Genomic DNA, 26,323 nt, shown 5'->3' on the forward strand with positions numbered 1-26,323 from the left:
GGCCGATCTTGGCGATCGACCGCCGACACGCTGCGGAGCTAGTGCACCCGAACGCAGCAGGCGCGAGCGGATTGCGGATCGCCTTTGATGCATGCCGTGCGGCCGCAGCGCTTGGCGGTATCCCCCGCAAGCCACCGTCGACCAACACGCCCCCAAGCGCCGGCGCCGCCATGCCATACCCCTGCGGCGGCATCACAAAAAGCGATGGGCCGGGGTCTTCGCCCGGCCCATCGCGTTGGCTTGGTGCACGACGCTGGAGACGATCAGTACTTCTTTTCCAGATTGATCATCCAGGTCTGATCGTTGTTGCTGTCGCCGTCGGTGATGCCGCGGTATTCCAGCCGCGTCGACAGGCCCTGCTCGGTCAGCAACGCCGCGCCGATGCCCACCATCAGGCGGTTGCGATCGAACGCGCTCTGGCCCGCGCGGTAGAACGGCCCACCGTTCAGATCGGCGTAGCTCAGCGTGGCATCGCCGCGGCCCTGGAAGTCGCGCTGATATTCCACGCGCAACTGCGGGGTCAGCCGGCCCCAGGCCACTTCGCGGCGCCATTCCAGGCGCAGGCCCAGGTTGCCGGTGGTGGTGGCCACGTCCATGTCGTCATAGCGCAGCGCGAACGGCGCCACGCCATCTTCGACATAGCCATCCAGCGTGGCGCGCGCCACATCCACACGCGCATACGGGGTGATCTGCAGCTCGCCGCGTTGCAGGTCCGCACCGGTGGACAGCGAGGCGATCCACTGCTTGCCGTCGCGGTTGCCTTCGGCCATCGAGGCGTCGTCGGTGACATAGCGACGCAGGTCGTAGGACAGCAACTGGTAGCCGACCAGGGTGTCGAAGAAGAACGCCTTGCCCGGATGGAAGCTGGCATACAACGCCATGGTGTAGGCGGTGGCCTTGGAGTGGCTGCCGTTCCTGCCCACATCGCTGTCGTCGCGGCCCCAACCCAGGCCCGCACCGATCGCCAGCGACTGCGCCACCCGGTAATCGGCGCCCACGCTCAGGCCGTCGGTCTGGAAGTCCACGCCGTTGCTGTTGGACTGCTTGTCCAGGCTGCCAGAGCGGATCGCACCGCCCACCCACAGCCCCAGATCGCCCTGCCCCTGCGCGGTGCTGGTGCCGCTGGTGCCGCTGCTGGCCACTGCCGGCGCATCGCGGAAGTCGTTGTCGGCCTCCTGCGTGTCCGGGCTGCACGGCTGCGCACTGATGCCGCGGTCGGCCTGGCGGCAATGCGAGGTCGGCTGGAAGCTCACCGCGTTGCTGAAGGTGCTGCCGCCGCGATGGGTGGCTTCCAGACGGCGTTGGAAGTTGTCGATCTGCGCCCGCGCAAAACGCCGCGTGGACTCGGACTGCGCATCGATCAGGCCACGCACTTCCGCATCCACGCTTGGGTCGCGGCGCGGCGCGATGGTGAACACCACGTTGGCCGGCACCGAGGTGGCGAACGCGTTGGACAAGGTGAACTGCACCGTGGCCTGGCCGACGAAGGCCGGGTTCGGGGTGAAGGTCAGCATGAAGGTCGGCGTCTCGGCCATTGCAGCCGCCGCCGGCGACGGGCCCGATGCACGTGCCGCCGCCGCGGTGGCGAGACCACCAACCTGGGTGATGGTGGCGGTACCGGCCGACGCAGGCAGCACCGCGACCACGGCCGCGGCCACGAACGGCCCGCCGGTGGCATTGCGGGTCAGGTCGACCTGCTGCGCCTCGCCCGGCACTGCCGCCGCAGTCACCGACACTGCAACCGGCCGCGCATTGACCGCAATGGTCACTGTGGCCGCCGCAGACGTGCCGCCGCTACCGGTGACCGTGTAGCTCACCACATCGGTGCCGACGAAACCGGCGGCCGGCGTGTAGACCAGCTCCAGCCCGTTGACCACGGCGGTGCCGTTGGTCGGCGCAGCGGCAATGGCGATCGCGGTGATGTTGCCGGTGTCGTTGGCGGTCACCGCCACCGTCACCGCAGCATCGGACATGGTGGCCGCCACATCCCCCACCGCCACCGGCGCCGCATCGCTCACCGTGAAGCTGTAGGCCTGGGTGGCGCTGGCATTGCCGGCGTCGGCCACCGCGATGGTGAAGGACGAGGTGCCCTGCGTCGTCGGCGTGCCCGACAGCGTGCCGTCGTTGGCCAGCGTCAGGCCGGCCGGCAATGTGCCGCTGGCAATGCTGTAGCGATAGGGCGCAACGCCGCCGCTGGCCGTGAGCACCTGGTTGTACGCGCTGCCGCGCACCGCCGGTGGCAGGGTCGGTTGCGCCAGCACCAGCGTTGCCGCCGCGATGGTGACCGAGTAGTTCTGGCTGGCCTGCACAGCCGGGCTCGGGGTGCTGTCGGTCGCGGTCAGGGTGAAGTTGAAGGTGCCGGACAAGGTCGGCGTGCCACTAAGCGCGCCGGTCGCTGCATCGACAACCACGCCATTGGGCAAGGCGCCCGCAGTCAGTGCATAGCGATAAGGCGCCGTGCCGCCGGTGGCCGGCGTGATCGCTGCGGAGTACGCCTGCCCGGCGGTGCCTGCCGGCAAGGTGCTGGCCGGCAACGCCAGGTTCGGGCCGGCCACGGTCAGTGCATAGGCCTGCGTGGCGGTGAAGGTGTTCGCGTCGGTCGCGGTCACGGTGACGTTGAAGCTGCCTTCCACCGTGGCGGTACCCGACAGCGTGCCGTTGCTGGCCAGCGTGATGCCGGCCGGCAGGCTGCCCGCGCTGACTGCATAGGTGTACGGCGCGGTGCCGCCGCTAGCGCTCAGGGTCTGGCTGTAGGCGGTGCCGCGGGTGGCGGCCGGCAGCGTGGTGGGCGCGATCACGACCACAGGTGCCGCGATGGTCAGCGTGTAGCTGCGGCTGGCCTGCGCCGCCGGGCTGGGTGTGCTGTCGGACACGGTCAGGGTGAAGTTGAACGTGCCTGCCACGGTCGGCGTGCCGCTGAGCGCGCCGGTGGCCGCGTCCACCACCACACCCGCCGGCAGGACACCGCCGGTCAATGCATAGCTGTAAGGCGCCGTACCGCCGGTGGCCGAGGCGATCGTCGCCGCATACGCCTGCCCGGCCGTGCCTGCAGGCAGGGTGCTCGCCGGCAAGACCAGATTCGGGCCAGCCACGGTCAGTGCATAGGCCTGCGTGGCGGTGAAGGTGTTCGCATCGGTCGCGGTCACGGTGACGTTGAAGCTGCCTTCCACCGTGGCGGTGCCCGACAACGTGCCGTTGCTGGCCAGCGTGATACCTGCCGGCAACGTGCCACTGGCGAGCGCGTAGGTATACGGCGCGGTGCCGCCGCTGGCGCTCAACGTCTGGCTGTAGGCGGTACCGCGGGTGGCGGCCGGCAGCGTGGTGGGCGCGATCACGACCACGGGTGCCGCGATGGTCAGCGCGTAGTTGCGGCTGGCCTGCGCCGCCGGGCTGGGCGTGCTGTCGGACGCGGTCAGGGTGAAGTTGAACGTGCCCGCCACGGTCGGCGTGCCGCTGAGCGCGCCGGTGGCCGCGTCCACCACCACACCCGCCGGCAGAACACCGCCGGTCAATGCATAGGTGTAAGGCGCAGTGCCGCCGGTGGCCGGCGTGATCGCCGCGGAGTACGCCTGCCCGGCCGTGCCCGCCGGCAAGGTGCTCGCCGGCAAGACCAGATTCGGGCCAGCCACGGTCAGTGCGTAGGCCTGCGTGGCGGTGAAGGTGTTCGCGTCGGTCGCGGTCACGGTGAAGTTGAAGCTGCCTTCCACCGTGGCGGTACCCGACAGCGTGCCGTTGCTGGCCAGCGTGATACCTGCCGGCAACGTGCCACTGGCGAGCGCGTAGGTATACGGCGCGGTGCCGCCGCTGGCGCTCAACGTCTGGCTGTAGGCGGTGCCGCGGGTGGCGGCCGGCAGCGTGGACGGCGCGACCACGATCGGCGGCGCAGCGATGGTCAAGGTGTAGCTACGTGTGGCCTGCGACGGCGTGCCTGTGGTGCTGTCGGTGGCGGTTACGCTGAAGCTGAAGCTGCCCACGCTGCCGGGGGTGCCGGTCAGGGCGCCGCTGCTGCCGTCTAGCGTGATGCCCGCCGGCAAGGCACCGGCGGTGACGGCGTAGGTGTACGGCGCAACGCCGCCGGTCGCCGGATTAAGCGCACTCGAATAGGCCTGGCCGGCGGTGCCGGCCGGCAGGCTGGTCGCCGGGAAGGTGGTCGTGGCCACGGCCACGGTCAGCGTGTAAGCACGGGCGCCGCTGGTGGGGCTGCCGCCGCTGTCGGTGGCGGTCGCGGTGAAGTTGAAGCCGCCGCTGGCGGTGGGCGTGCCGGACAGCACGCCGCCAGCGCTCAGGCTCAACCCGGCCGGCAACGCACCGGCCGTGATGGCGAAGGTGTACGGCGCGGTGCCGCCGCTGGCGCTCAGGGTCTGGCTATAGGCGCTGCCCGCGGTCGCCGCCGGCAGCGATGCCGGCCCGACCACCACCACCACATCGTCGTTGACGATGGTGCCGGTACCGGTGGCGCGGGCAATGCTCGCGTTGCTGGCGCCGGACAGGCCGACGCTGAAGGTCTCGTTGGGTTCGACCGCGGTGTCGCCATTGACGGTGATCGCCACGCCCTGCGCGGTAACTCCCGGCGCGAAGGTCAGCGTGCCGGAGCGGGCGGCGTAGTCGCTGCCGGCGGTGGCGGTGCCATCGGCGGTGATGTAATTGACCGACACGGTCTGGCCGCTGGCCGCACTCAGGCTCACCGTGAAGGTGGCCGTGGTGGTGCCGCTGTTGCCTTCATTGACGCTGACGTCGTCGATCGACAGTGCAGGCAGCGCATCGTCGTTGACGATGGTGCCCTGGCCCTGGCCATCGCCCACGCTCGCCCCGGTGACGTTGCTGACGTTGACGAAGAAGGTCTCGTTCGGCTCGCTGAGCGTGTCGCCGTTGACCAGCACGGTGAAGGTGGCGCTGCTGCTGCCGGCGGGAATGGTCTGCCCGGTCAGGCTGGAGGCAACGTAGTCCACGCCGGCAGTGGCGGTGCCGTCGGCGGTGGCGATATCGAAGCTGACGCCGCCGGTGCCCGCCGGCTGGCTGAGCGAGACGGTGAAGGTGGCATTTGTGGTGCCGGCATTGCCCTCGTTCACCGACACGTTGTTGATCGACAGCGTCGGCTGGTTAGGAGTGATGGTGATGTTGACGGTGATGGTGTCGCCCCGGCCATCTTCCAGCGGGAACGTATCGCTGGTGGCGCTGTCACCGTTGTGTGTGTAGGTGACGATCTGCGTGCCCTGCGCACCACTCGGATTGGGCACCACGAGCGTGCCGTGCGGGGGTTGCACGCCGTTCCAGCCGATGCCGATATCGTCTGCTCCCGTGCCATCGCAGGTCGTCACGTCGATCTGTACCGAACCGCCCTGCACCACGGTGGCGTTCAGCGTCGGGCAGTAGGTCGAGGCTTGCGCCATCGCCCAGCCTGGCGCCAAGAGCATCATCGCGAACAGGACAAACATCACGGCCAAACGTGCGCGGCCGCCGGTGGCGTCCGCTGGAAACCTAGGTTGCTTATTCACTGTCCACACCCCTGGAGCGCGCCATCCCCGGCGCCGGCAACGATCCTCGTGCCTGAAGACAACGTCGCCCTAGTGGGATTGCTCCCTTCGACATTGCGGGGGTATTTGAACAGGAACTGACTAACGAATAAAGAACAAAAACTTAATACTTCATTCCAATTCTGAATAGTTGAGACTTGCTCTATTCAAACATGACATGTATCTGTGCAAATTATTCCGACACGCAGTCGGCGTTGCACTTACGGGAAGGAAGTCCGCATGAGTGAGTTCTTCTTGGGTCAGATCATGATGACCGGCTTTGCGTTTGCGCCCAAGTATTTCGCGCAGTGCAATGGCCAACTGCTGCCGGTCAATCAAAACCAGGCACTCTTCAGCTTGCTTGGTACGCGTTTCGGTGGCGACGGCCGCACTACCTTTGGCTTGCCGGACATGCGCGGGCGCACGCCCATCGGCTTCGCACCGTCAACGGATCCGAGCTGGCAACCGCCGGTGCCGCCACTGGGCCAGATGGCTGGCAGCGAGAACGTGACGCTGCTGCCAAGCAATTTGCCCGCACATACCCACCTGCTGGAATCCACCAGCACTACGGGCAATAACCGCAGTCCTTCTGGCCGCAACTTCGGCAACAATGCCAGCACCACCGGTCCGGCCACTGCGCTCTATGCGGCACCGGGGACCCTGGTGTCCTTGGACCCGAAGTCGGTAGGCCCTGCCGGCGGCAGCCAACCGCATCCAAACATGCAGCCTTACACCACGATCAATTTCTGCATTGCGCTGTCCGGCATCTTTCCCTCGCGTAGCTAGTTCGCCGGCACTTCTACACGCTGCGTGCCGATGACGGCGCGGCATCACAAACCAGGAAGGACACCATGGCCACTCCATTCATCGGCGAGATCCGCATGTTCGGCTTCGGCCGCACCCCGCAGGGCTGGCAGGCCTGCGACGGCAGCCTGCTGTCGATCTCCGAGTACGAGACCCTGTTCGTGCTGATAGGCACGCTCTATGGCGGTGACGGGCAGAACACCTTTGCGGTACCGGACCTGCGCGGACGCGTGCCGCTGCACCAGGGCCAGGGCCCTGGTCTGAGCAACTACGTCATTGCCCACACCTCTGGCACCGAAACGGTGACGCTCAACAGCCTGCAGATGCCGGCGCACACGCACACGCTGGTCGCCACACCCACTGCCGCCACCGCGACCGCGCCTGCGGGATTGCTGCCCGGCACAGTGACCGGCGACGTGTTCTACGCGACCGATACGACCGGTGCCACGGCAGCGCCGATGGCAACGCAATCGACGACGATCGCCGGCGGCGGACAGGCGCACGACAACACTATGCCGACCTTGACGGTGCAGTACTGCATCTCCACCGCCGGCATTTTTCCACAGCAGAGCTGATCGATTCGGCGCACCGCGCTCATCGCGACGCCCACCCGTTCCATCGGAGGAATGCGTTCATGACCGAACCTTATACCGGCGAAATCCAGCTGTTTGGCTTCGATTTCAATCCCGTCGGCTGGGCGCTGTGCAATGGCGCCACATTGCCGATCGTTCAGAACACTGCGCTGTACTCGCTGCTGGGTGTCGCCTACGGCGGCAACGGCTCCAGTACGTTCCAGTTGCCCAACTTCTGCGCGCGCGCCGGCTCCCAGCAAGGCCAGGGCGGCGGACTGAGCAACCGGCAGCGTGGTGACACGTTCGGCACAGCCGGGGTGAGCCTGCTGAGCAATCAGATTCCGCCGCACCAACACGGCATCAACGCATTTTCACAAGCGGACTCGACCAAAAAGACCGGCACACCCGCCAATGGTGCGGCACTGTCGACGATGAGCAGCAGCACCGCACGTCCATTCGTGACGGTGACGCAGCCTGATACGCAGTTCTCGCCGACCGCGCTGCTGCCCACCGGCAATGGCGTAGCGCACGAGAACCAGCAGCCCTATCTGGCAGTGAACTTCTGCATTGCGTTGTACGGCGACTACCCAGACTTCGGTTGACGTCATGGCACGCCTGCTTTCCAGCAAGGTGATGACAGCATCATTGGGCGCAGGCCAGGCCGCTGTACCGGATGCGCATGCCATCGCATTGCGGGCCGAGCAGGATGCCGATCTACCCTGGCTGCAGGATCTCTACGCGAGCACGCGCAGCGAAGAGCTGGCGCAGGTGCCCTGGCCGGACGCAACCAAGCGCGCGTTTCTGGATCAGCAGTTCGCCCTGCAGCGCGCGCATTATCTGCGCCATTTTCCCGATGCGGACTTTATGGTCGTGCAGTGGCAGCACGAACGCATCGGCCGGCTGTATCTGCAGCGCGCACCGTCGCAACACGCAGTGATCGATATCAGCCTGATGCCGGCCTGGCGCGGTAAAGGCGTCGGCACTGCGTTGATCGTGCAGGCGCAAACACGCGCATGTGCAGCGGGATGCGGCTTATCGCTGCACGTTCTGCATGCCAATCCAGCCGCCCAACGTCTCTATGCGCGTCTGGGGTTTGTCGCCGGCGATTCCGGCGATACGCATCTGGCAATGCATTGGCGCGGCGCCGAAGCAGACGCGGTCACGCAGCTCAGTTGAAGATCGCCTGATACAGGAACCCGTCGCGCTCGCGCGCCACCGGCACCAGGAAGATGCCGATCTCGCCCAGCCGCGTGTGACGTAACCGATAGGTCTGCTGCGGAAACAGGAATGCCGAGCTGTTGCGGAACAGCAGCGAGAATGGCGCGCGATGCACCGCATGCGTGGTGGGCAGCGCGCGCGCCTCGACCAGCACGAATGGAACCTCGCCTTCGTTCAATGCGGCAGAGAACGTGTCGTTGACGCTGCCTGCAAAGTGCTCCAGGGTCAGTAAGTCCATTTTGTGCTCATGGTCGGCCGGGCATCCGATCATCCACATAGGGCATACCTGCCACAACACCCGCGCATTCGAAGATTGCGTTGCGTCATGCATGAGACGGCTTGTTGCATACGTACAGGCGGTGACGCGTCTGCTGCGGTACAGGCGTCATGCGACAATACTGCACGCACCGGTTCGGTTATGTTCAGCCGTGTGACGGTTACTCTATCGCGTTGGAATTCTGTTAAAGGCTTCGATGACGGCGTCCGCATCCCCTGTCGTGCAGTTGTCCGGTGTCCGCATCGATCGCGGCGGTCGCACGATCCTGCGCGACGTCTCGCTCGACGTGCCACGCGGCAGCATCACGGCCGTGCTCGGTCCTTCCGGTAGCGGCAAGTCCACCTTGCTGGCCGCACTGACAGGTGAGCTGCGTCCGGTCGCCGGCACGGTCACCCTGTTCGGCAACGCGATCCCGCATGGCAACCGTGCACTGCTGGAGATGCGTCGCAATGTCGGCGTGCTGCTGCAGGGCAATGGCCTGCTGACCGACCTGAGCGTGGCCGACAACGTCGCGCTGCCGCTGCGCACGCATACCCGCCTGCCGGCGCCGGTGCTGCAGCGCCTGGTGCAGATGAAGCTGCATGCGGTGGGCCTGCTGGCCGCTGCCGATGCCTGGCCGCGCGAACTGTCCGGCGGTATGGCGCGGCGTGTGGCGCTGGCGCGGGCGCTGGCACTGGACCCGCCGCTGATGATCTACGACGAACCGCTGACCGGGCTGGACCCGATCGCCTCGGGCGTGATCATGAGCCTGATCCAGCGCCTCAACGACAGCCTTGGCCTGACCAGCATCATCGTCAGTCACCACGTGCACGAAACCCTGCCGATCAGCGACCAGGCGGTGGTCATCGCCAATGGCGGCATTGTGTTCGCCGGCACGCCCGCGCAATTGCAGGACAGCACCGACCCGCTGGTGCAGCAGTTCCTGCATGGCCAGCCGGATGGCCCGATCGCCTTCGATGCGGCGCCGCGGCGCGACCGGAGTGCTGCCTGATGGCCATGGTCGACTCGATCCGCGCCTTCGGCCGCGCCGGGCTGTTCTCGCTGACCGTGCTGCGCGGTTCGGTGCCCACGCGCGATTTCATCGCCGAGCTGGTGCGCGAGATCTACAAGGTCGGCGCGCGCTCGCTGCCGATCATCGCCGTCGGCGGCGCCTTCGTCGGCCTGGTGCTGACCCTGCAGGGCTACCGCACGCTGACCACCTATGGTGCGTCGGATGCGCTGTCCACCTTGCTGGGACTGTCGCTGTACCGCGAACTGGCACCGGTGCTGACCGCGCTGTTGTTCATTGGCCGGGCCGGCAGTTCGATCGCGGCCGAGCTTGGCCTGATGCGCGCCACCGACCAGATCAAGGCGCTGGAGCTGATGGCCATCGATCCGGTGGCCAAGGCGGTGGCACCGCGCTTCTGGGCGGCGGTGCTGACGGTGCCGTTGCTCACCGGCGTGTTCTGCTCGCTGGCCATCACCGGCGGCTACTTCGAGGCCGTACACGTGTTGGGCATCGACAACGGCACATTCTGGTCGGGGTTGAGCAACAGCGTGGACTTCTGGGACGACTTCGGCGTGGCGATGCTCAAGTCGGCGATCTTCGGCGGCACGGCCGCATTGGTCGCCGCCTACGTGGGCTTCCACGCCGAGCCGACCATCGAAGGCACCTCGATCGCCACCACCCGTGCGGTGGTGAACGCCTCGCTGCTGGTGCTGATGTTCAACTTCGTCCTTTCTGCAATGTTGTTTAGGTGAGTGGAATAACTATGGCCATGCGTGGACCACGACTCGAATTCGCCGTCGGCGCCTTTCTGCTGCTGACCCTGGCCTCGCTGCTGGTGCTGGCGGTGGCCTCGACCAACCAGCGCTGGGGCTTCGGCTCCAGCCAGTACACGCTGACCGCACGCTTCAGCCAGATCGGCCAGCTGCGGGCGCAGGCGCCGGTGAAGATCGGCGGCGTGACCATCGGCAAGGTGTCCGACATCAGCCTGGACCCGACCAAGTTCGACTCGGTGGTCACCCTGTCGCTGGACAACAAATACAAGGATCTGCCCGCCGACACCTCGGCCGGCATCTTCACCAGCGGTTTGCTGGGAGAGAGCTATATCGGGCTGCAGCCGGGCGGCGACCCGGAGACGCTCAAGCCGGGCGAAGAAATCGGCTTCACCCAGCCGGCGGTGGATCTGCTGCAGCTGGTCGGCAAATACATGTTCAGTGGTGGCGGTGGTGGCAGCAATGCCCCGGCCGCCACCGATGGGCAGGCCCCGGCGCCTGCCCAGACCGCTTCTCCCTCTACGGAACCACACCAATGAAGACCACCCTGCTTTCCGCCATCCTGGCCTCGACCCTGCTGGTGTGCGCACCGGCCACCGTGCTGGCGCAGCCGGCTGCCGCCAGCGCGCCTGCGCAGGGCGCGGCCACCAAGACCGTCATCGACAGCAGCACCCGCATCCTGAGCACGCTGGATCAGCGCCGCGCCGAGTTCCGCAGCAACCCGGCCGCCCTGCGCCAGTACATCAATGGCGAATTGAACAAGGCCTTCGACCGCGATTACTCGGCCCGCTTGGTGCTGGGCGTCAACGGCCGTGGCGCCTCCGATGCGGACGTCAAGCTGTTCGCCGATGCGCTGGCCGACAACCTGATGCAGCGTTACGGCACCGCGCTGTTGAACTTCGAAGGCAAGCCGACCTTCCGTGCCAAGTCCGAAAGCGCGCTGCCGGGCAACCGCGGCGTCAAGGTCTCCACCGACCTGATGCGCGCCGGCAACGACCCGACCCCGGTCGATTACATGATGCGTAACGTCGGTGGCCAGTGGAAGATCTTTGACGTGATGATCGAAGGCATCTCCTACGTGCAGACCTTCAAGACCCAGTTCGACGGCCCGCTGCGCGAGAAGGGTATTGCCAAGGTCGCCGCAGAGCTGCGTAGCGGCAATCTGCAGGTCGGTCCGGCACCGGCCAATGGCAAGTAACAGCTCCGTGCAACGCAATGGCGACACGCTGGTACTCACCGGCGTGTTTGACCGCGACGCGGTCACTGCGGCCTGGCCGCAGGCGATCGCGCAGCTGGACGGCATTCGCACGCTGGACCTGTCGGGTGTACAACGCCTGGACAGTGCCGGCGTGGCGATGCTGGCCGAACTGGCTGCGCGTGTGCGCAGCAGCAGTGCCGGTCCTGTCACGGTGGTGGGTGAAGCGTCCGGTCTGGACGAATTGCGTGCCGCCTACCGTTTGTCCCCTACTTTCGATTTCCAGGCCTGAGCGCCACCCCATGACCCAGCTTCGCCCCCTTTCCCTGTTGGCCTGCCTGCTGCTTGGCGCCTGTGCCAGCCATGCTCCAAAGCCCGCACCGCCTGCGGCCGCTGCCGCGCCCGCTCCGGATGCGACGCCGGCGCCGGCACGCGACGATGCCGGTGTGACCGCGCAGCCGGCCGCCGCCGGCTTTGCCGCACCCGACGCCCTGCCGGCCTCCGCGGCGGCGCCTGCCGACCAGGCCAGCGCCGATGCCGGCACGGCCGGTGCCCCCACCTCGGCCGAGGACGACTTCGCCGCGCTCTACGGCCCCACCACCCCGCAGGCCGGCGCCAACGGTGCACCGGCACAGGCTGGTGACGCGCCGTCCTACGATCCGTGGGAGCGCTACAACCGCGGCATGCACCGCTTCAACCTGGCGGTGGACCGCGGCGTGGCGCGTCCCTTGGCCACCGGCTACACCAAGGTGGTGCCGCGTCCGGCCCGTCTGGGCGTGACCAACTTCTTCGACAATCTCGGCACGCCGCTGACCATGGTCAATCAGCTGCTGCAGGGCCACCCGGTGTATGCGGTGCAGTCGCTGGGCCGCTTCGTGATGAATTCCACGCTGGGCGTGGCCGGTCTGTTCGACCCGGCCTCCGCGGCCGGCATTCCGCGCCGCAGCGAAGACTTCGGCCAGACCCTGGGCGTATGGGGCTGGCGCAATTCGCGCTACTTCGAGCTGCCGTTGTTCGGCCCGCGCACCGTACGCGATACCTTCGGCCTGGGCGGCGACATTCCGCTGTCGCCGTTGCGCCAGGTCGACGACAGCGGTGCACGCTTCGCCCTGCAGGGTCTGCAGCTGGTGGATACGCGCTCGCAGCTGATGTCGCTGGATTCACTGCGCGACCAGGCACCGGACGAATATGCACTGACCCGCGATGCGTGGATGCAGCGCCGCAACTACCAGATCGTGCGCGATCTGCGCAGCCATCGCGAGAAGGACAACGAGCTGCCCGACTACCTGCGCGAAGACAAGGACAGCACTGTGCCGGTGGATGCGATGCCGATCCCGCAGTGGATCCGTTGATCGGTTGAGCTTGCGGTTTGCAGTAATACGAAAAGCCCGGGAGCGATCCCGGGTTTTTTGTTTTCCGCAACAATCATGCGAGGTGGTCACCGAAGGCCTGGCTGCGTCTGCGGATGATTACTTCGGGCAACCAGAACCGAAGAATCGGATTGCAATTGCGATATCACTTGCCGGAGCGCAACGCGGGCTCGGGCCTGAGCGACGGTGTGCGGTCGACATAGGTGAGATAGTGTTTCCACAGGTCGTGCGCCCGCTGATCGTTGAGGTCGACGATGCAGCTCGCCACCTTGGCCGGCATGACTGTCGCATCGCGCCAGCGCGTTCGCACATTGCCGCATTGAAGATCGCGGTAAGTCGTCCACGCCGTCTGTGCATTGTCGAACGCATTGGCGGGAACACCCAATGTGGAAATGGCCGTGTCGCGCGCGGTAGCCAGATAATCGTCCAGACGTTCCTGCGATATACCGACCTGCTGGTTCCAGCAGGCATTACTTGCCGGGGTTGTCTGCAGATCGCGGCAAGGTTCCGCAGCGTGTAGCGACAAACTGCCAAGCTGCATCAGGGCGACAAAGATAAGACGCATCGACAGGTTCCTTGTTGTGTCGCCTTCGCGGTGATGGCACTGCCACATCGGATGCAGCTTGCTCGCAGCTCGGGCGGCCGGTGACTGAAAATCGAGCAGTGCAATCGCATGCTGACTGGCGGAGCCCGGCTCATCCGCAACCGCCGTGATGTTTTGGCCAGGCCAGCAAACGCAGCGTGTTCCTGCACTTGTGCAGATCACTCCAGACATCTGTCTGTTTTCAGCGTCGAATGTAGATGGTGCAGCCGTCTTTAACCGTATCCCTACCGCAAGCCCTGCTCCGCGGTGTGCGCTCAGGCCACGCGTGCCACTGCTGCGCACGCGTGGTGTCTGGCCCTTGTAGAGAGGACTTCAGGCAGCCGATGCCAACGCCGCATCCACCGCTGCACGCAGGCGCGCATCGTCTGCCGGCACGTCGGGGGCGAAGCGATCGATGACCTGGCCGTCGCGGCCGATCAGGAATTTCTCGAAGTTCCACAATACGCCCGGTGCCGGGTTGGGTGCGATGCCGTAGCCGGCCAGCTTTTCGCGCATCGGGCCATCGCCGGTGGCCTGCGGGCGGGCGCTGGTCAATGCCTGATACAGCGGATGGGTTTCGGCGCCGGTGACGGCGATCTTGGAAAACATCGGAAAGCTCACGTCGTAGGTGAGCTGGCAGAACTGCGCAATCTCCGCCTCGCTGCCGGGCTCCTGTCCGTTGAAGTCGTTGGCCGGAAAGCCCAGCACCTCCAGCCCCTGTGCCTGCTTGTCGCGATACAGCGCCTGCAGGCCTTCGTACTGCGGGGTCAGCCCGCACTTGGAGGCGACGTTGACCACCAGCAACACCTTGCCGCGATAGTCGGCCAGCGTGGCGGGCTCACCGTCGATGCGGGCCACGGGGATGTCGTACAGCGTCTGGCTCATCGGTGCGTCCTGGACAGGTGGAGCCGAGAGCATAAACCGCCAGGGTGGAGCGAGCGATGCCGCTGGCTCAGGGCGCTTGCAGTTATCTGCAGCGACGCGCACAGCCCGATCGACTGATCGGCCTGTGCGCGCGCTTGACCCTGTTCGCAGCCATCAATCGATGCACAACGCGGCCTGGCCCATGCCGCCAACCACTTCCTGGCGGCAACCGAAGCGATCGCTGTCGCGCTGGCAGGTGCCGGATGTCGCGGTGCCGGTCGGCACGATGCTGGTGGCCAGGCAATCGCCGCTGCAGTCGGAGTTGTCGCTGCAGGTCTTGCCGGCGTCGGCATACGGCACTACGCAACGCACCGTCTGCATGCGGCCGACCGGACGCAGTTGCCCGCCCTTTGCCGTGCATTCGGCTGCGTCGGCGGAGACGGCGCGCGGAGCCTGCGGGGCGTCCGCCGCAGCGTCCGACCTGGCCGCCGGGGTATTGCTGCATGCGGTCAACAGCAGCGCGCAGAGCACTGCGTGAATCCATCGGGTTGCCATGTTGAAGCTCTCGTCTTGAACCAGGTGGGTGCCAGCATCGCGGTGGCGATGTCTGCGTGGCGTGCTCGCTATCGGCGCAAGAGGACTCGCCGGAGGCCTGCGTTGGTAGGAGCGCACCCGGGCGCGATGAGGCGTTATCGGTAATGCCTGGTCGCGCCCGGGTGCGCTCCTACGTCATGGCGTGTGGCATCGCCTTATGCAACGGATCACTCCTGCTCGTCGTTGCCGTCGTCTTCGTTGCTGCTTCCGGTGTCGTCGCTGCCGGCATCGTCCAGCAGCGCCTGGGACTGTTCGCTGGCCAGGGTTTCCACACCACGCAGGCGGCGTTCGATAGTGCGGGTCTTGCGGCTGGCTTCGCCCAGGCTCTTGCCGACCGTGCTGATCTGGCGCTCGGCCTTTTCGAGAATGCCGGCGAACTTGCCGAACTCGCTCTTCACCGCGCCCAGCACCTGCCAGACCTCGCTGGAGCGCTTCTCGATCGCCAGCGTGCGGAAGCCCATCTGCAGGCTGTTGAGCAGGGCGGTGAACGTGGTCGGGCCGGCCAGCACCACGCGATGTTCGCGCTGCAGCAGGTCAACCAGGCCGGCGCGGCGGATCACTTCGGCGTACAGGCCTTCGGTAGGCAGGAACATCACCGCGAAGTCGGTGGTGTGCGGCGGGCAGACGTACTTGTCGCTGATCGACTTGGCCTGGATGCGGATGGCGCGCTCCAGCTGCGCGGTCGAATTCTTGATCGCGTCCAGGTCGCCCTTTTCCTGCGCGTCGATCAGGCGCTCGTAGTCCTCGCGCGGGAACTTGGCATCGACCGGCAGCCATACCACGGTGTCGTCGCCACGCCCCGGCAGGCGGATCGCAAAATCCACCGCTTCGGCGCTGTCGGGCTTGACCCGCACGCTGCGCGCGTACTGCTCCATCGTCAGCGTCTGCTCGAGGATGTTCTCCAGCTGCACCTCGCCCCAGCCGCCGCGGTCCTTGACGTTGGTCAGCACGCGCTTGAGGTCGCCCACGCCGGTGGCCAGCTGCTGCATTTCGCCCAGGCCGCGCTGCACCTGCTCCAGGCGTTCGGAGACGAGCTTGAAGGAGGCATCCAGGCGCGTGTTGAGCGTGGTCTGCAGTTTTTCGTCGACGGTGGCGCGCATCAGTTCGAGCTTGCTGGCGTTGTCGTTCTGCAGGTTGGCCAGCTGTTGTTCCAGCGTGGCGCGCATTTCGCCGATGCGCAGTTCGTTGCGCTGGGTGAGTTCGGTCAGACGTTGGCCCAAGGCCTCGGTGAAGCGCTGCTGCGACTCGCCGGCCTCTTGCCGGCCCTTGCGGGAATCTTCGGCTAGCGCGTCGCGCAGGGCGGCCATGTGGGTGTCGGTGCGTGCGATCAGCTCGGTCAGTTGCTGGCCGAACACCTGGATGCGGGTTTCCTGCTGCTGGCCGAAGCCGTCGAGCTGGGTGCGTAATTCGGTCAGCCGCAGCGTCAGCAATTCGCCGGTGCGTTGTTGCGCCAGGGCGCTTTCTTCGCGGGCCTTGCGGGCGTCTTCGCCGAGTGCGTCGCGCAACAGGTCCAGGCGCTGGTCGGTGCGCGTGGACAGTTCGGTGAGATTGCGCGCGAAGGTTTCCAGGCGGCTGTCCTGCTGCCGCGCCAGGCCTTCGAGTTGCTCGCGCAATTCGCCGCGGCCGTCGCGCTGCTCGGCGCGCAGCGCCAGCTCCAGGCCGCTGGTGGAAGGACGTCGCAGCAGCGCGATCAGCTGCAGCACCAGGACTGCGACGAGCAGTCCGAGAAGGATCAGGGATTCGGATGACATGTGCGCAGTGTAGCCGGGCCGGTCGCAGGGGCTGCGTCAGTGGCTTGCCGGCCGGCGGCGGCTGCAGGGCGCAGTTGGGTGGCGCAGTTGGGTGGCGCGCGCACTGCGCCAACGCAGCACGTCGGGGCCACTTCGCGCAGATGCCGCAGCCGCTGCGCGAAGCGGGCCAGACAGCGCCGCGGTGATGGAGTTGCAGGCAGATTGCAGCGCATTGACCTCAACGTGACCTGCGCATGGCTAGGGTGGGGCTTCGTTCCTGCCAGGCCAGCTGATGACCACTGCCACCAACCAAACCCGTCTGTTCGCGCTGGGCCTGTTCGCGTTTCTCGGCAGCTTTGCGGCAATCGTGTGGTACCTGATGCGGCCGTACGGCACGGCGTATTTCTTCCCGGTGCACTTTTTGATCGGCGCGGCCTTGCCTTTCGGGTTCTATGCGATCGGCGGCACGCGGTTGTGGTTCTGGATCGGGATCGGGGTCACCGCACTGGTGCTGCTTTGGTTCAACTTCTGGGGGCATGACGCCAACGGGGCGGCGCCACGCCTGCTCGACTGGACCCACTTTGCCGCCGGTGCGGTGGGTCTGGTGGGCGCGTGGGCGGTGCAGTTGGTGTATCGCAATGTGCGTCCACCGCATCGCCCGTCGGTTGAGTGAGCGTGGATTGTGCGGGGCCGTCGCGTTTGGCCAGGGAACGGCGAGGTGTGGCGCGCGCTCACAGAAGGCGGTGGGCGTGCCTGCGCTGCCATGCTTGCGCCGACGCATGACCTTGGACCGATAGCTTTGCTGCAGCGCGTTGGGCGACACTCGGGAATTCTTTGATTCCCGCGAGGTCCGCATGTCGTCTTGGCTCAGGCGCAAATCCATCGATCAGGTCACCGTGCACGAGGCCGGTCGGCAACTGGTCCGCAGCCTGAGTTGGCCGCATCTGATCGCGCTGGGTATCGGCGCGATCGTCGGCACCGGCATCTATACGTTGATCGGGGTGGGCGCGGACAAGGCCGGCCCGGCGGTGCTGCTGTCGTTTGTAGCCGCCGGCATCGTGTGCGCTTGCGCGGCGCTGGCGTATGCGGAGATGGCCACGATGATGCCAGCCGCCGGCAGCGCCTACACCTACAGCTACACCGCGCTCGGCGAGAGCATCGCCTGGGTGGTGGGCTGGAGCCTGGTGCTGGAGTACTCGCTGGTGGTGAGCACGGTGGCGGTGGGCTGGTCGGGCTATTTCGTCGGCTTCCTGCAGTGGTTGGGGGTCAACCTGCCGCATGCCCTGGTGGCCGGGCCGCACGCCGGCGGCATCGTCAACCTGCCGGCGGTGGTGATCACCTTCCTGGTGGCCGGCATGCTGATGGCCGGCACCAAGGAAAGCGCCACGCTCAATGCGGTGCTGGTGGTGCTGAAGATCGTGGCGCTGGGCGTGTTCGTGGCGATCGCGTTGCCGGCCTTCGACAGTGCCAACCTGCAGCCGTTCATGCCGTATGGCTTTCCCAAGACCGCAGGCCCGGATGGCGTGGAGCGCGGGGTGATGGCGGCGGCGGCGATCATCTTCTTCGCGTTCTATGGCTTCGATGCGATCTCCACCGCGGCCGAGGAGACCAAGAACCCGGGCCGCGATCTGTCGATCGGCATCGTCGGTTCGATGATCGGCTGCACGCTGATCTATGTGCTGGTGGCGTTGTCGGCGGTGGGCGCGATGAGCTTCACCGTGTTCGGCAAGAGCCCGGAGCCGCTGGCGCTGATCATGCGCGAACTTGGCCACGGCAAGGCGGCGTTGGTGATCGGTGCGGTGGCGATCATCGCGCTGCCGACGGTGCTGCTGGCGTTTCTGTACGGGCAGAGCCGCATCTTCTTCGTGATGTCGCGCGATGGCCTGTTGCCGCGCGGCCTGTCCAAGGTCAATGCACGCACCGGTACGCCGGTGGCGATCACCTTGTTCACGGCGGTGCTGGTGGCCGCGTTGGCCGGTGTGGCACGCCTGGATGAAATTGCCGCATTGGCCAATGCCGGGACCCTGGCCGCGTTCACTGCGGTAGCGGCGTGCCTGCTGGTGCTGCGCGTGCGCGAGCCGACGCGTGCGCGCTCCTTCCGCACGCCGCTGGCGTGGGTCGTGGGACCGGTGGCGATCCTGGGCTGCCTGTACCTGTTCTGGAGCCTGCCGAGTACCACGCAGGGCTGGTTCCTGGTCTGGAACGTATTGGGCGTGGTGGTGTATGTGGCCTATGGGCGGCGGAATAGCCGCTTGGCGAAGGTTGGGTAGTTCCAGCTCCCATCGGGCGAAGGTGGCCCGAAGGGCCGGATGAGGGGCGCCCCGGATATCCACCAATAGCCAGCGATGACGAACGCGTCGCCACGCGCCTTCAAGCTTGAATCGTCGATGGGAAAGTCCTGGCGGTAGCAGTCCCGTGCTGCACGACTGCTTGCGGATGCACGCTGACCACTCCCTTCTCCCATCGGGAGAAGGTGGCCCGAAAGGCCGTATGAGGGTACGGGCGACGCCTGGTGTTATCCAACTTGGTCAGGGGCTTGGCTCCCTACCCTCACCCCGGCCCGCGCTAGCAGCGCGGGCGCTCCCAGGCACGCGCGCCAGAGGCGCGCAAGCTGTGCCTTATCACCCCGCAGGAGAGGGGCTTGAGCACGTGCGCCGGCAACGTTAGGTCTTTCCCTCTCACTCCCCGCAACCAGGGGGGAAGCTTTGGCTCAAGGCGCGGCTGCAGGCGTGGGGCAAAACGAGGTTGGGAGTGCATCCGCCTGCGTGCCCCAGCCCTGGGTCGGGGGCTGCCTGGTCAGCGCGAACGACAGCGTGCCGCCCTGCTGCAGTTGGGTCCAGTCCAGAAACACCCGGGGCTGCGGTTTGCCGTTAAAACGTACGCTGTCCACGTATTGCAGCGCGCGGCCGTCGGCGCCGGGGGCGTCGATGCGCAGGCGCTTGCCGTTGCCCAGGTCCAGCGTGGCCCGCTTGAAGCGCGGGGCATGCAGCAGGAACTGCCCGCTGCCCGGCACCGCCGGATACAGGCCCAGCGCGCTGAACAGGTACCAGGCCGACATTGTGCCGAGGTCATCGTTGCCGGTGACGCCGTTGGGCGCGTTGGTGAACAGCTGCTGGGCGGCGCGCACCACGGTGGCGGTCTTCCACGGCTGGCCGATCAACGTGTACATCCACGGTGCGTGCAGGTCCGGTTCGTTGTTGGGGTTGTAGCGGTACTGGTTGTAGTAGCTGTACGGGCCGACCACCCAGTGCGTGCGCGCGGCATTGAGCGGGTCCTTCAGCAGGTCGTCGTAGGCGAAGAAGGCATCCAGGCGTTTGCCGGCCTGCTCGCTGCCATGCATGGCCTGCAGCATGCCGGGGATGTCCTGCTGCACCAGCCACTGGTATTGCCAGGCGGTGCCTTCGTGGAAGCCGTGCTGCGAACGCGGGCTGTAGCGATCGTCCGAGGGTGCGTACCAACTGCCGTCTTCCAGCCGGGGCCGTGGAAAGCCGCTGAAGCCGGTGTCGGCATCGCGCACGCCGGCGTCCCAGACGTTGTGCCAGTTGCCGCCGCGTTTGCGCAGCAGCGCGCTGTCGTCGGGGTGGCCGAGCGCCTGCGCCATCTGCGCTAGCGCGCAGTCGGCCAGCGCGTATTCCAGCGTGGCCGAACCGCCGTGGTGCGGGTCCACGTCCATGCCCTTGGACGGGAACGCGCGGTCGTACTGCACGAAGCCGTTGGCCAGGTAGCTGGCGTTGCCGGAGCGGCCGGCGTGGCGCGAGTTGATTGGCGGTTGTTCGAAGGCGTTCTGGCGCAGCGCTGCGTATGCCTGCACCTGGTTGTCCTGCAGCGCGCCGAAGCGCCACAGGTCGACCAGGAACGGGGTCACCGGGTCGCCGGTCATGATGTTGGTATCGAAGTTGGCATAGCCCCAGCGCGGCAGCCAGCCGCCTTGCTGATGGATCGCCAGCAGCGAGCGGCCGATGTCGCGCGCGCGTGCCGGCTGCAGCAAGGCGAGCAGCTGGTTCTGCGAGCGATAGGTGTCCCACAGCGAGAAATACTCGTAGTAGGTCCAGCCATCGGCGCGATGGATCGCATCGTCGAAGCCACGATAGCGGCCATCGGCATCGCTGCCGGTCAGCGGCTGCAGCAGGGCGTGATACAGCGCGGTGTAGGCCACGCTGCGATCGTCGTTGCTGGCGCCATCCAGCTGCAGGCTGGCCAGCTGCTTGCGCCAGGCCTGTTGCGCGCGCTGGCGCATCTGCTCCAGGCCCAGCAGCTTGCCGCCGAGCATGCCGTCGGCGCGCAGGTTGTTGCGTGCACCTTCGGCATCCACGTGCGAGATGGCGCTGACCACGGTCACTGCGCGCGCGTTCTTGTTGTTGCCCAGCGGGAAACTGAGCCAGGCACCATTGGGCTTGAGTTCGCCACCCATGCCGTGGCGCGCGTCGGGCACGCCGCCGTCTTCGCCCCAGACGCCGTGCGCGGTGAACGGGCGGTCGAACTCCAGCCGGAACCAGGTGGTGTATTCGTGGCCGCCGCAGAAACTTTGCGTGGTCAGTTTGCCTTCGACCACGCGGTCGCCGACCACCTGCAGCTGGCTGCCGATCACCACGTGGCGGTCGTTGGCCTGGCCCAGGTTGACCAGCACATGCCCGGTATCGGCGCCGGGGGCAAAGCTGTAGCGCTCGGCGGCGGCGCGGGTGAGCGCAGTGGCTTCGGCGTCGATGCCGCCGTAGTCGGTTAGCCGCACCTTGTAGTAGCCGGCCTGGCCGACTTCGCCGTCATGGGTGTAGCGGGCGGCGTAGCGCTTCTGGTCGAAGGCCTTGGCGTCGCCGGTGTCGAAGTCGCCGCCCGGGCCGATGCGGCCGGTGACCGGCAGCACCGAGACCTGCCCGCCCTGCTCCCAGCAGCCGGCCCCGGACAGGAACGAATGGCCGAAGCCGCGGATGCTGGGGTCGTCGTAGCGCCAGCCGGCGTAATGCGCGCCGATCGGGCTGACCTGGACCAGGCCGAACGGCGCCGAGGCACCGGGGAAGGTGTTGCCGTCGTCCTTGCTGCCGATGAAGGTGTTGACCTGCGCCGGGTCCTGCGCGGCCAGCGGCGCGCACACCGCCATGCCGAGCAGGCACAGGCCGGCGGCGGCGCGGCGCCACCGCGGCGTTGATGGGAAATGCGACGAAGAGCGATCGGATGCAACGGCGAAGGGCATGCAGGACACCTCGGGGGAGAGAGCGGGCGAGGCCGCAGGTGGATGACGCGTGCCGACGGCCCAGACGCGGCGACCGGTCGATACCCGCCTGACGGCGGCTTGCGACGGGTTGGCAGTGGCTCAGAAATTGAACACGTATTCTGCCGCGATCTCGCGTCCGACCGGGCTGAACAGGCGGCTGCGGATCTCCTCGGACCCGATGATCTGCACCGGCGCCGGCCCTTCGGCCTGGACGCGCTTGATGCGCGAACCGGTCACGGTGACGGCATCGAGTTGTTGCGGGGCGCCGGCCTGCTGGGCCAGGGCGGACAGGGGCGACAGCAATGCGAGCAGCACGGCACGGGACAGCTGCTGCGGGCGAAAACGGCGTAATCGGTCATTCAAGCGTCTCGTCGAGGGCGGTGGTACGACGGAAAGACATCGTCTTTTCAAACACTTGCGGAATGGCGTACTTGGATCGATCCAAATCCGGTACCGCTTTGTGTTATCGGTTGGCAAAGATTAAGCATTCCCGACCCGCGGCTGCACACCGCGCCGCAGCAAAGTGTGCAGGGTTTGGCAGTGTTTCGGTGGTTTAGGCGTTTTGAATCAGGCTGTTGCACGTGGCAGGGTGCTGCAGTTTTGAAGCGTGTCAGTTGCGCTGACGGATGAGCTGGCTTGGGGTGATTTGGCTGCGTTGCGCGCGGTCGGTTGAGAGGCGTGCGCCTGGGCGTGTTGCGCGTCGGGGGACGGACCCTCACCCCAACCCCCGCTCCGCGCCCCGGCCAGCGCTACCCAGGCACGCGCCAGTGGCGCGCAAGCTGTGCCTATCGCCCCGGGGGGAGAGGGTCTTGGTTCCTGGGGTGTGGTTGGCCCATAAAAAAAGCCCGGTCAGTGACCGGGCTTGGCGACGCTAGCGTGGCGGCGGGAGGGGCCGACGCGCCGGTGACGCAGTTGCTCAGATCCAGCGCATGCCTTCGAACGGGTTCCAGCTGGTGCTGCCCTTCACCTTGTCCAGGTAATAGGCGTAGTTGGCGATCATGCCGGTCAACAACGACAGCGGCAGCCACAGCACATTCTGAAACGCGGCCGGCAGGAACGAGGCCACGATGCTCACCACGACGCTGATGCCGATCAGGCTCAACGCCTTGCGCCACAGGCCGATGATGAAGAAGTAGATGACGCCGAAGAAGAAGGCATAGAAGTTCATGCCGACCTTGACCTTCTCACCAAAGCTCAAGGTCTTCAGTGCGTTCTTGTAACTGGGGTCCTTGGGGCCACCGTGCCGGTCGAAGAAGTCGAAACGGAACTGCCACTTGGGACTGAGCTGGGTGCGATCGAAGGTGTCCATTCCAAACCATGTAGTTGAAAACGGTTACATGATAGGCGATCGCGTATTCACCGGACACGTTTGCGGGCGCCGGACGGAAGACGGGGTCAGCCGCCGATCAGCTTCGGCAGTGGCCGCTTGAAGCAGTACAGCGCGCGTTATTCGCGCTGGTCGCTGAGGCCGGTGCCGCGGCGCGCCCGGCGCAGCGCATACAGCGAGTGGTCGGCGCGGTCGACCACTGCTGCCAGCGCTTCGCCGTCGTTGCGCAGGGCGGTGCCCAGGGTGAACCGGATTGGCGCCTCGTCGATGGCGGCCATGTAGTCGCGCACCAGGACCGCCAGCTGCGGCTGGGTGGGTTGATGCAGCAGCACCAGGAACTCGTCGCCACCCAGGCGGACCAGACGGTCCTGGGTGCGCAGCGGCTGGTTGAGGAACCAGGCCATCTGCACCAGCACCTCGTCGCCGCGCTGGTGGCCATGGGTGTCGTTGACCAGCTTGAACTTGTCCAGATCCACCACGATGCAGCCCCAGCGCACGCTGGGGTCGCGCTTGTCGAGCTCGTCCAGGAAGCGGCGGTTGTAGCAGTTGGTGAGCGGGTCGGTGAACGACCATTCCAGCAGCTGCTTCTCCTGCTGGTACTGGTTGGTGATGTCCTGGGCGTGCGCCAGCACGATAGTGGCGTCGGCCTCCACGTCCAGCACGTTGCGGTACTGCCAGTGGCGCAGGCTGCCATCGCTGGCGACCAGCTCGATCACGCCGGCGTCCTGGCCGTCGAGCACCATCCGCGACAAATAGCCGTGCAGGGCGGCATGCAGCTCGGGGCGGACGAATTCCAGCAACGAGCGGCCTTCCATGCCCTCCACGCTGCGGCCCAGCGAGCGTGCGGCGGCCGGATTGACGCTGATCAGGCGGCCATCCATGTCGTGGGTGCAGATCAGGCCCAGGCTGTACTGGAACATGTTGCGGAACTTGCGTTCGCTGGCGGCCAGCGCATCCACCGCGCGGTGGCGGTCGGTGACGTCCTGGATCGCGCCGATCAGGCGGGTGCGTCCGTCCACATGCTCCATCGAGCCGGTGCTGTGCACCCACAGCTGCCGGCCGGTGGCGCTGACCAGCGGCAGTTCCAGATCCCAGGGCGTGCCATCGCGCACGCAGGCCTCGACCGCCTCGGTGATCACCGCGCGCGCATCGAGCGGGTAGAAGCCGATCCCCTCGGCCAGGGTCGGCCGGTAGCCCGCCGGCAGATCGTGCAGGCGGCAGGTCTGGTCCGACCAGGTCAGGGTGCCGCTGGCCACGTCCACTTCCCAGCCGCCGACGCCGGCGACCCGGCCGGTGCGTTCCAGGAACGCCTCGCTCTCGCGCAGGCGCTGCTGCAGCTGTTCGTTGGCGGCCTGGCGTTCCAGCATCAGCCGGCGCTGCTCCAGGCCTTCGGCGGCAACCCGGGCCAGCTGCTGCAAGGCGGCCAGTTGCGCCGGCTCCAGCGCGCGCGGGCGCTGGTCGATCACGCATACCGTGCCCATGCGCAAGCCGTCGGACAACACGATCGGCGCGCCCGCGTAGTAACGGATCCCCGGCGCATCGGTGACCAGCGTATTGTCGCGAAAGCGCGGATCGGCCGGCGCATCGCGTACTTCCATCACCGCATCGTCCTGGATGGTGTAGGCGCAGAACGCGAGTTCGCGTGGGGTTTCGCTGGCATCGGGCAGGCCGATATTGGCCTTCCACCATTGGCGATGTTCGTCCACCAGCGACACCAGCGCGATCGGCGTGCCGGCGATCGCCTGCGCGGCGGCGGCCAGCGCATCGAAGAACGGCTCGGCATCGGTATCGACGACCTGCAACAGCGCCAGACGCGACAGCCGCTCGGCCTCGCGGGAGGTGGATGACACGACGGCGTCGCAGTGGCTCAATGAAATGCTCGCTTGGTCCCCCGGGCAATCCGCTCAGTCTAGCGGACCGAACATACCTGCTAACGCAGCGTTGCGTGCGCCATCGCACAGAAGATGCCTTGTGCGCAGCTCACACGCTCCGTCATAGGATGGGCTCGGTCCCGCTTGCCGCAGTGTCGTCGCGCATCTGCAAGGCCAGATACAGGCGCACGCAGTCGTCGGTATTGCGCAGGTCCACGCCGCAGAGTTCTGCGATGCGCTGCATGCGGTAATCCAGCGTATTGCGGTGGATGGCCAGTGCCTTGGCGGTGGGCGCCATGCGCATGCCGGCGCCGAACCACACCGACAGCGTCTGCGCCAGGTCACCGCGGCGGTCCTGGGCCAGCAGCGCCTGCAGCGGCTTGCGCAGTTCGTCGGCCTGCCAGGCCTGACGCAGGTCGTCCACCAGCACCGGCAGGCGATGGTCGTCGTAGAAGAACGCATCGGCCTGCGGCGCGCGCGCCTTGCCGATGCGCATGGTGGTGCGCGCGATCTGGTGCGACAGCGCCAGCCCGCCGGGCTGCGGGAAGTACTGCCCCAGCGCGAGGCGAATCCGCAGCGGGCTGCTGGCACGCATGCGCTCGAGCAAGGTGTGGGCGCGGCGGCGTTGTTCGTCGACATCCCAGTGGCCGCGGCGGTCCAGTGCGGGCTTGAGCACCACCAGTTCGTTGAGCGCGGTGGCGGCGATCAGGTTGCCGCGTTCGGGCGTGGACAGCAGCGTGTGCAGGCGCTGCAGTTCCACCAGCATCGCGTCCAGGTCGAGGGTGTCGCTTTCCACTTCGATCACTGCCGCCACGCGCGGCAGGTCGAGCGCGATGCCGAGCCGTTCGGCCCAGCCGGCCAGTGCCGGGGTAGGCCCGTCGGCGCGGATCAGGCCAAGCGTGACTTCCTCGCGCAGGCGCGCATCGCGGGCCAGCAGGCGCAGCAGGCCGGCCTGTTCCAGCATCGCTTCGGCGGCCATGCGCACCAGTTCGGCCTGTTGCCCGATCCGCTGCGGGTCGCCGGTCAGCCCGACGCAGCCGACGATGCGGCCATCGGCGATCAGCGGCAGATTGACGCCCGGGCGCGCCGCATCCAGCTGCTGGGCCAGCGCCGCATCGATCTCCACCCGGCCCTGCCTGGACAGCACCAGCAGCGCACCCTCGTGCAGCTGACCGATGCGCGCCGGCTCGCCGCTGGCGATGATGACGCCGGTGTGGTCCATCACATTGACGTTGCCGTCGATGATGGTCATCGCGCGGTCGACGATGGACTGCGCCAGGGTGCGGTCGAGCGTGAGCATGGGCGTGGGGTCTGTTGGCGCGATCGGGGGGAGGACACGGTGGCATGTTCGGTGCTGCGTGACGGTGCAGCGCTCATGCATCAGGCAGGCAGCGCCAGTGGATCACGTGGCGACCGCGTGGCACAGCCTGCGCACGGC

General features: G+C 66.9%; 23 protein-coding genes. 12 read left to right on the forward strand and 11 right to left on the reverse strand.

Features of this window, described 5'->3' with window-relative positions; translation table 11 throughout:
• Positions 1-263: 263 nt before the first annotated feature.
• Complete coding sequence (locus KHN93_RS21250) at positions 264-5,153, reverse strand: putative Ig domain-containing protein (RefSeq protein ID WP_425600186.1); 4,890 nt, start codon at positions 5,151-5,153, stop codon at positions 264-266.
• A 600-nt stretch (positions 5,154-5,753) separates the two neighbouring features.
• Here KHN93_RS21250 and KHN93_RS21255 point away from each other — a divergent pair.
• The 4 genes from KHN93_RS21255 (at position 5,754) to KHN93_RS21270 (ending at position 8,065) form a co-directional block, all read left to right on the forward strand.
• Positions 5,754-6,299, forward strand: a complete 546-nt coding sequence (locus KHN93_RS21255) for a phage tail protein (protein WP_024940539.1) — start codon at positions 5,754-5,756, stop codon at positions 6,297-6,299.
• 65 nt (positions 6,300-6,364) lie between these two features.
• Entirely contained in the window at positions 6,365-6,892 is a 528-nt protein-coding gene (locus KHN93_RS21260) for a phage tail protein (protein WP_047126543.1), read from the forward strand.
• 59 nt (positions 6,893-6,951) lie between these two features.
• Positions 6,952-7,491 (forward strand): phage tail protein, encoded by a 540-nt coding sequence (locus KHN93_RS21265; RefSeq protein ID WP_039518205.1) that lies wholly within the window; start codon positions 6,952-6,954, stop codon positions 7,489-7,491.
• Positions 7,492-7,495: 4 nt separating this feature from the next.
• Positions 7,496-8,065 (forward strand): GNAT family N-acetyltransferase, encoded by a 570-nt coding sequence (locus KHN93_RS21270; protein ID WP_102257240.1) that lies wholly within the window; start codon positions 7,496-7,498, stop codon positions 8,063-8,065.
• On the opposite strand, the gene KHN93_RS21275 is transcribed toward KHN93_RS21270, so the two are convergent.
• Positions 8,058-8,345: a DUF6916 family protein gene (locus KHN93_RS21275; protein ID WP_024940543.1), complete on the reverse strand. Its 288-nt coding sequence runs from the start codon at positions 8,343-8,345 to the stop codon at positions 8,058-8,060. The genes KHN93_RS21270 and KHN93_RS21275 overlap by 8 nt on opposite strands.
• Before the next feature lie 235 nt (positions 8,346-8,580).
• Between KHN93_RS21275 and KHN93_RS21280 the strand changes: the two genes are divergently transcribed.
• The 6 genes from KHN93_RS21280 to KHN93_RS21305 are packed head-to-tail and all read left to right on the forward strand — an operon-like array spanning position 8,581 to position 12,689.
• Positions 8,581-9,375, forward strand: coding sequence for an ABC transporter ATP-binding protein (locus KHN93_RS21280; protein WP_102252981.1), 795 nt, complete (start codon positions 8,581-8,583; stop codon positions 9,373-9,375).
• Entirely contained in the window at positions 9,375-10,124 is a 750-nt protein-coding gene (locus KHN93_RS21285) for an MlaE family lipid ABC transporter permease subunit (protein WP_016902129.1), read from the forward strand. Before KHN93_RS21280 ends, KHN93_RS21285 begins: the two co-directional genes overlap by 1 nt.
• An 11-nt stretch (positions 10,125-10,135) precedes the next feature.
• On the forward strand, positions 10,136-10,681 hold the full coding sequence (gene mlaD / locus KHN93_RS21290) for an outer membrane lipid asymmetry maintenance protein MlaD (protein ID WP_016902127.1): 546 nt from the start codon (positions 10,136-10,138) through the stop codon (positions 10,679-10,681).
• Positions 10,678-11,340, forward strand: coding sequence for an MlaC/ttg2D family ABC transporter substrate-binding protein (locus KHN93_RS21295; protein WP_016902124.1), 663 nt, complete (start codon positions 10,678-10,680; stop codon positions 11,338-11,340). The genes mlaD and KHN93_RS21295 overlap by 4 nt, the downstream gene beginning before the upstream one ends.
• The gene (locus KHN93_RS21300) at positions 11,330-11,629 is read left to right on the forward strand and encodes an STAS domain-containing protein (RefSeq protein ID WP_104560905.1); all 300 of its coding nucleotides are present in this window, start codon (positions 11,330-11,332) and stop codon (positions 11,627-11,629) included. Before KHN93_RS21295 ends, KHN93_RS21300 begins: the two co-directional genes overlap by 11 nt.
• Positions 11,630-11,639: 10 nt before the next feature.
• On the forward strand, positions 11,640-12,689 hold the full coding sequence (locus tag KHN93_RS21305; RefSeq protein WP_104560906.1) for an MlaA family lipoprotein: 1,050 nt from the start codon (positions 11,640-11,642) through the stop codon (positions 12,687-12,689).
• Between the two features lie 163 nt (positions 12,690-12,852).
• Here the strand turns inward: KHN93_RS21305 and KHN93_RS21310 are convergent, their stop codons facing one another.
• The 4 genes from KHN93_RS21310 to KHN93_RS21325 form a co-directional block, all read right to left on the reverse strand.
• Complete coding sequence (locus KHN93_RS21310; protein ID WP_104560907.1) at positions 12,853-13,482, reverse strand: lysozyme inhibitor LprI family protein; 630 nt, start codon at positions 13,480-13,482, stop codon at positions 12,853-12,855.
• Between the two features lie 141 nt (positions 13,483-13,623).
• On the reverse strand, positions 13,624-14,175 hold the full coding sequence (locus KHN93_RS21315) for a glutathione peroxidase (RefSeq protein WP_104560908.1): 552 nt from the start codon (positions 14,173-14,175) through the stop codon (positions 13,624-13,626).
• Positions 14,176-14,328: 153 nt separating this feature from the next.
• The gene (locus KHN93_RS21320; RefSeq protein ID WP_026064228.1) at positions 14,329-14,733 is read right to left on the reverse strand and encodes a hypothetical protein; all 405 of its coding nucleotides are present in this window, start codon (positions 14,731-14,733) and stop codon (positions 14,329-14,331) included.
• Between the two features lie 182 nt (positions 14,734-14,915).
• Positions 14,916-16,451: a DNA recombination protein RmuC gene (locus KHN93_RS21325; protein WP_181141938.1), complete on the reverse strand. Its 1,536-nt coding sequence runs from the start codon at positions 16,449-16,451 to the stop codon at positions 14,916-14,918.
• A 319-nt stretch (positions 16,452-16,770) separates the two neighbouring features.
• Between KHN93_RS21325 and KHN93_RS21330 the strand changes: the two genes are divergently transcribed.
• The gene (locus tag KHN93_RS21330) at positions 16,771-17,151 is read left to right on the forward strand and encodes a hypothetical protein (RefSeq protein ID WP_016902107.1); all 381 of its coding nucleotides are present in this window, start codon (positions 16,771-16,773) and stop codon (positions 17,149-17,151) included.
• Between the two features lie 181 nt (positions 17,152-17,332).
• On the forward strand, positions 17,333-18,748 hold the full coding sequence (locus KHN93_RS21335) for an amino acid permease (RefSeq protein ID WP_039816211.1): 1,416 nt from the start codon (positions 17,333-17,335) through the stop codon (positions 18,746-18,748).
• 440 nt (positions 18,749-19,188) lie between these two features.
• Here KHN93_RS21335 and KHN93_RS21340 read toward each other — a convergent pair whose 3' ends face one another.
• The 5 genes from KHN93_RS21340 to KHN93_RS21360 form a co-directional block, all read right to left on the reverse strand.
• The gene (locus tag KHN93_RS21340; protein ID WP_104560910.1) at positions 19,189-21,666 is read right to left on the reverse strand and encodes a GH92 family glycosyl hydrolase; all 2,478 of its coding nucleotides are present in this window, start codon (positions 21,664-21,666) and stop codon (positions 19,189-19,191) included.
• 120 nt (positions 21,667-21,786) lie between these two features.
• On the reverse strand, positions 21,787-22,002 hold the full coding sequence (locus KHN93_RS21345) for a hypothetical protein (protein WP_211921384.1): 216 nt from the start codon (positions 22,000-22,002) through the stop codon (positions 21,787-21,789).
• A gap of 601 nt (positions 22,003-22,603) precedes the next feature.
• Positions 22,604-22,996 carry a DUF2628 domain-containing protein gene (locus KHN93_RS21350; protein ID WP_016902101.1) on the reverse strand — a complete coding sequence of 131 codons (393 nt, stop codon included), beginning with the start codon at positions 22,994-22,996 and terminating at the stop codon, positions 22,604-22,606.
• A 137-nt stretch (positions 22,997-23,133) separates the two neighbouring features.
• Complete coding sequence (locus tag KHN93_RS21355) at positions 23,134-24,864, reverse strand: sensor domain-containing diguanylate cyclase (protein WP_425512716.1); 1,731 nt, start codon at positions 24,862-24,864, stop codon at positions 23,134-23,136.
• Between the two features lie 142 nt (positions 24,865-25,006).
• A complete protein-coding gene (locus KHN93_RS21360) occupies positions 25,007-26,185 on the reverse strand; it encodes a sugar diacid recognition domain-containing protein (protein ID WP_104560912.1) in 1,179 nt (392 codons plus the stop codon).
• Positions 26,186-26,323: the final 138 nt, after the last annotated feature.

The organism is Xanthomonas arboricola pv. juglandis (genome assembly GCF_905367715.1).
Classification (GTDB): Bacteria; Pseudomonadota; Gammaproteobacteria; order Xanthomonadales; family Xanthomonadaceae; genus Xanthomonas; species Xanthomonas arboricola.

Coding starts and splice junctions, on each gene's coding strand:
- KHN93_RS21300 (WP_104560905.1), top strand. CDS start 11,330: ATGGCAAGTAACAGCTCCGTGCAACGCAATGGCGACACGCTGGTACTC.
- KHN93_RS21255 (WP_024940539.1), top strand. CDS start 5,754: ATGAGTGAGTTCTTCTTGGGTCAGATCATGATGACCGGCTTTGCGTTT.
- KHN93_RS21340 (WP_104560910.1), bottom strand. CDS start 21,666: ATGCCCTTCGCCGTTGCATCCGATCGCTCTTCGTCGCATTTCCCATCA.
- KHN93_RS21335 (WP_039816211.1), top strand. CDS start 17,333: ATGTCGTCTTGGCTCAGGCGCAAATCCATCGATCAGGTCACCGTGCAC.
- KHN93_RS21275 (WP_024940543.1), bottom strand. CDS start 8,345: ATGGACTTACTGACCCTGGAGCACTTTGCAGGCAGCGTCAACGACACG.
- KHN93_RS21270 (WP_102257240.1), top strand. CDS start 7,496: ATGGCACGCCTGCTTTCCAGCAAGGTGATGACAGCATCATTGGGCGCA.
- KHN93_RS21265 (WP_039518205.1), top strand. CDS start 6,952: ATGACCGAACCTTATACCGGCGAAATCCAGCTGTTTGGCTTCGATTTC.
- KHN93_RS21280 (WP_102252981.1), top strand. CDS start 8,581: ATGACGGCGTCCGCATCCCCTGTCGTGCAGTTGTCCGGTGTCCGCATC.
- KHN93_RS21310 (WP_104560907.1), bottom strand. CDS start 13,482: ATGTCTGGAGTGATCTGCACAAGTGCAGGAACACGCTGCGTTTGCTGG.
- KHN93_RS21305 (WP_104560906.1), top strand. CDS start 11,640: ATGACCCAGCTTCGCCCCCTTTCCCTGTTGGCCTGCCTGCTGCTTGGC.
- KHN93_RS21350 (WP_016902101.1), bottom strand. CDS start 22,996: ATGGACACCTTCGATCGCACCCAGCTCAGTCCCAAGTGGCAGTTCCGT.
- KHN93_RS21330 (WP_016902107.1), top strand. CDS start 16,771: ATGACCACTGCCACCAACCAAACCCGTCTGTTCGCGCTGGGCCTGTTC.
- KHN93_RS21315 (WP_104560908.1), bottom strand. CDS start 14,175: ATGAGCCAGACGCTGTACGACATCCCCGTGGCCCGCATCGACGGTGAG.
- KHN93_RS21360 (WP_104560912.1), bottom strand. CDS start 26,185: ATGCTCACGCTCGACCGCACCCTGGCGCAGTCCATCGTCGACCGCGCG.
- KHN93_RS21295 (WP_016902124.1), top strand. CDS start 10,678: ATGAAGACCACCCTGCTTTCCGCCATCCTGGCCTCGACCCTGCTGGTG.
- KHN93_RS21260 (WP_047126543.1), top strand. CDS start 6,365: ATGGCCACTCCATTCATCGGCGAGATCCGCATGTTCGGCTTCGGCCGC.
- KHN93_RS21285 (WP_016902129.1), top strand. CDS start 9,375: ATGGCCATGGTCGACTCGATCCGCGCCTTCGGCCGCGCCGGGCTGTTC.
- mlaD (WP_016902127.1), top strand. CDS start 10,136: ATGGCCATGCGTGGACCACGACTCGAATTCGCCGTCGGCGCCTTTCTG.